General features: G+C 59.1%; 5 protein-coding genes and 2 pseudogenes. 1 reads left to right on the top strand and 6 read right to left on the bottom strand.

Going from position 1 to position 3706, the window contains the following annotated elements; translation table 11 throughout:
• The coding region (locus GNZ13_RS15955; RefSeq protein WP_172166027.1) for a hypothetical protein at nt 1-622 on the top strand (622 nt) is incomplete at its 5' end.
• A 166-nt stretch (nt 623-788) separates the two neighbouring features.
• Here the strand turns inward: GNZ13_RS15955 and GNZ13_RS15960 are convergent.
• The 6 genes and pseudogenes from GNZ13_RS15960 to GNZ13_RS52310 form a co-directional block, all read right to left on the bottom strand.
• A complete protein-coding gene (locus GNZ13_RS15960; protein ID WP_172166030.1) occupies nt 789-1247 on the bottom strand; it encodes a MarR family winged helix-turn-helix transcriptional regulator in 459 nt (152 codons plus the stop codon).
• Nucleotides 1248-1476: 229 nt separating this feature from the next.
• On the bottom strand, nt 1477-1869 hold the full coding sequence (locus GNZ13_RS15965) for a VOC family protein (RefSeq protein ID WP_171926489.1): 393 nt from the start codon (nt 1867-1869) through the stop codon (nt 1477-1479).
• A 106-nt stretch (nt 1870-1975) separates the two neighbouring features.
• A complete protein-coding gene (locus GNZ13_RS15970) occupies nt 1976-2248 on the bottom strand; it encodes a hypothetical protein (RefSeq protein WP_172166033.1) in 273 nt (90 codons plus the stop codon).
• 89 nt (nt 2249-2337) lie between these two features.
• Nucleotides 2338-2783: pseudogene (locus GNZ13_RS15975) on the bottom strand (OsmC family protein).
• A 74-nt stretch (nt 2784-2857) separates the two neighbouring features.
• The gene (locus GNZ13_RS15980) at nt 2858-3304 is read right to left on the bottom strand and encodes an Ohr family peroxiredoxin (RefSeq protein WP_172166036.1); all 447 of its coding nucleotides are present in this window, start codon (nt 3302-3304) and stop codon (nt 2858-2860) included.
• A 93-nt stretch (nt 3305-3397) separates the two neighbouring features.
• A pseudogene (locus tag GNZ13_RS52310) lies at nt 3398-3706 on the bottom strand (hypothetical protein); the annotation flags it as partial.

Below are 3706 nucleotides of genomic sequence, written 5' to 3' on the forward strand. Positions count from 1 at the left end.
GCTCTCCGAGCAGCCGGAGACGCCGTCGTCGACATCGGGGAATGCCTTGGTACAAGCGATCGTTCAAACGTTCGCGCAATTGGGACTCACTCTTCCCTTCAGCCAAGGCAGCAGCACTGGATCCACCTTATCCGTCACCAATTCAGCTGCAAGCGGAGGAACCCAGGGCAGCAACGCTAACTCGCGAACGGGATCACTGTCCGCCGCTGGTATTGATTCGATCTTCGAGCAGCTCATCGGCCAGATTCTTCAGGTAACTTCCAGCCTGCAGTATGACACCGCCTCTTCGCTGGCATCTCAGAGCAACTCAGGTAATCAGGGAAACGAAACATCTGCAACGGGGTACTCCAATCCCCTTGCTCAAGCGCTTGAATCGCTTGCCCGGACCGTTGGCGCGCGCAGCAGCCAGCCCGGAGACGCAAGCGAAAACGGTGGGACCGGTTCGACGGCTTCATTGAATGAGGCTATTTCGAGCATGGAGAAGGATTTCAACACCCTCTTTGGCTCATCGGGCACAAATAATGGCGCATCCCTACAGACTTTTTTACAAACGTTTGCCAGCAACGTCGCGGAAGAGTCGGTCTCAGGATCCAGTGGTGCTTTCGTGCGGACGTCGGCCTGAGAGCGGTCGAGGTGAACCGGAACACGAGCCCAACCGGGACGCGACTAGCCGTCAATACGCTTGCGAACAGAGAAATGTTCGCCCGATGAAATGGTCCTGCGTGAAGCGCCAACGGGTCCGTTGAATGTACGTAAACGGACGCCCCTGTAATACGACCGTTAAGCGCTCATTCGCCGTTTTGGACTGACTTGATAAGATTGTTCCGCAACGTCACGACCGCCGTCTGAATTTTCGCGAACTCGTCGGAAGCGAGGCCCGTCTCGACGGGGTTCATCTTTAGGGCTTTTTCGCGCAGCCGCCGGCCGCTCTTCGTGAGACTGATCCGCACCTGGCGCTCATCACCAGGATCGCGTTGCCTTTCCAGATAACCCATCGCCTCGAGCTTCTTCAGCATCGGCGTAAGCGTATTGGATTCGAGAAACAGCTTGGCGCCCAGACCGCTGACGGTCTGGTTGTCTTCCTCCCACAACGCAATGATCGCGATGTATTGCGGGTAGGTAAGTCCGAGTTCCTCGAGTATCGGCTTGTATGCCTTGCCAAAAGCCAGGTTCGCGGAGTAGACCGCAAAGCACAGATAGTCTGACAGCGGCACGGCCGCAGCGGGCGCTTGGTTCGTAGTTTTCATCTGTATCCTCTTTGGCCAAAGCCTGATGTTCCGCAAGACATACGAAGTATGATATATCGCATGCGATTATATCGCAATATAACGAACGTCGGGCCGCTACCGCGTTGAGTACAACCGGTTGTCAATTTCGCCGGGCCTAGCTATTTCGCATCGTAGAGGTCTTGCGGCAGCGCCTGCCTGCCGCTATGGCCGCCGCTGGTCTGGAGCGCCTTTGTCGCCATCGTTCGCTTCAGGCCGGCACGCGATACAGGGCACCGAGCTTGTTGCCGTCCGGATCGCGCAGATAGGCGAGATAGAGGCTGCCAAACGCGGCCTCACGCACGCCGGGCGGCGCCTCAGCCGATGTTCCACCGTTAGCGACCCCGGCTGCATGCCAGAGATCGACCTGCCTGGTCGACTGACAGGCAAAGCCGATCGTTCCGCCATTGGCAGCGGTCGCCGGCCGACCATCGAGCGGCTGCGTGATAATGAAAAGCCCCGTGTCGCCGCGATAGACATAGCGTCGACGCTGATCGTTGTCATCACTGAGACCGTCACCGTAGCCGATCGCGCCTAGCACGGCATCGTAGAATCGCTTTGCTTTTTTCAGGTCGTTGGTGCCGACCACTACGTGACTGAACATTGTCTATTCCTCCCCTGGTAAATGAACCATGTTCCATCCGATGCTGTGACCGGCGCGCATAAGGTACGATGATGCGCGACGGCCCAGCGACGGAGGGATGCACGATCTAGTGACGTGCGAACAGGTTGTCGCGCGACGTCACGGCGGCATGGCTGCCCGCCTGGGAGCGTCCGGCGACTACACCGCCATATGTCTCTTGCGAGCCAGCTGCGTCGTCGCGTTCGGCGGCGACAGTTCGCGCGCTCTGACCGCTTTGCGACGCCGGTGCGCCAACCGAGGGTTTGTAGAAGGGGGCCGGTCCATAGCCGCTGGCGAACGCGGGTGCGGTGGCGGACGCCGAGAAGGCGACGAGCAGTGCAGCGATGAGCTTGGTCTTCATGATGGGAATTCCCTAAAAGGTTGTTCAGTGAAAGGCACGTGCCTCAGCGAGATGCACGTGCCTCAGCGAGATGCACGTGCCCAGGCGGATCACACCGTGACGATGTTCGTGCCGATCTCGATGTTGCCGCGCACAGACTTCGAGTACGGGCAGATCGTATGGGTCAGGTGCGCGATTTCCTCGACGACTTCCTTTGCCAGGCCCGGCACGCGGATGGTGAACTGGGCGCCGAGGAACCACGCGGTACCGGTTTGCCCAACGTTATCTGAATGTCCACGGAATAGTCGGACGGCAGCTTGACCTTCTTCAGCGAGGCCGCGATCCCGAACACGGTGGTGTAACAGGCCGACCACGCGCCCGCAAATAACTTCTCGGCTGTCGGGTGCGGCTCCGTGGCGATGAACTCGAGGCTTTCCACGCCGGGCGCTGTCAGCTTGAGGTCAAAGACGCCAAACTCGCCGCGCTGGAGACTGGGGTCGCGATTGACCGTGGCGTGGGAGTTGCCTGAGGCGAGGACTTTTTCGATCTTTTCCATGATGGATTCCTATGTGTATGAGGGTATTAAGCGTATTTAAATCTTGCGCGATGTAATCGTATGCGGTGTCTCGGTCACGCCGTGACGACGTTCAGGCCGACCTCGATGTTGCCGTGCACAGCCTTCGAGTACGGGCAGAGCTGATGGGCCTGGCGCGCGAGTGCCTCGACGACTTCCGTTGCCAGACCCGGCACGCGGATGGTGAACTGGGCGCCGAGGCAATGCCCGTTACCGACCGACCCGATACTTACCTGGACGTCCACGGAGTAGTCGGCCGGCAGCGTGACCTTCTTCAGCGAGGCCGCAATCTGGAACGCGCTGACGTAACAGGCCGACCACGCGCCCGAAAACAACTGCTCGGCTCTCGGGTGCAGCTCGGTGGCGATGAACTCGCGGTTTTCACCGTCGGGCGCTGACAGCTTGAGGTCGAGGACGCCGAGCTCACCGCGCTTGACATCGGGGTCGTGATTGATCGTGGCGTGGCTGTTGCCTGAGTGGAGGACTTGTTCGATCTTGGTCATGATGGATTCCTGTGTGAATAAGGGTGTTAGGCGGCTTACATCGCATGCGATGTAATCGCTTGCGTCGAATAATGGAGAAAGACGCACCCGATGTCAATCGCAAAAGATTCTATCGCATACGAGTTTTCGATAGGGCAAACGAAAATCCCGCAGCGGCCAGCAGGGTGTCGCCTGTCTCGCACGCTGTCGCACGGGCTGTAGGCCAACAAGCCATCGTATATCCGACTCGGACGGCTCGGCTCTCGGGTGTAGCTCGGTGGCGATGAACTCGCGGCTTTCACCGTCGGGCGCTGACAGCTTGAGGTCGAGGACGCCGAGCTCACCGCGCTTGACATCGGGGTCGTGATTGATCGTGGCGTGGCTGTTGCCTGAGTGGAGGACTTGTTCGATCTTGGTCATGAT

This window comes from Paraburkholderia elongata, from assembly GCF_013177735.1.
Classification (GTDB): Bacteria; Pseudomonadota; Gammaproteobacteria; order Burkholderiales; family Burkholderiaceae; genus Paraburkholderia; species Paraburkholderia elongata.

Coding starts and splice junctions, on each gene's coding strand:
- GNZ13_RS15970 (WP_172166033.1), bottom strand. CDS start 2,248: ATGAAGACCAAGCTCATCGCTGCACTGCTCGTCGCCTTCTCGGCGTCC.
- GNZ13_RS15965 (WP_171926489.1), bottom strand. CDS start 1,869: ATGTTCAGTCACGTAGTGGTCGGCACCAACGACCTGAAAAAAGCAAAG.
- GNZ13_RS15980 (WP_172166036.1), bottom strand. CDS start 3,304: ATGACCAAGATCGAACAAGTCCTCCACTCAGGCAACAGCCACGCCACG.
- GNZ13_RS15960 (WP_172166030.1), bottom strand. CDS start 1,247: ATGAAAACTACGAACCAAGCGCCCGCTGCGGCCGTGCCGCTGTCAGAC.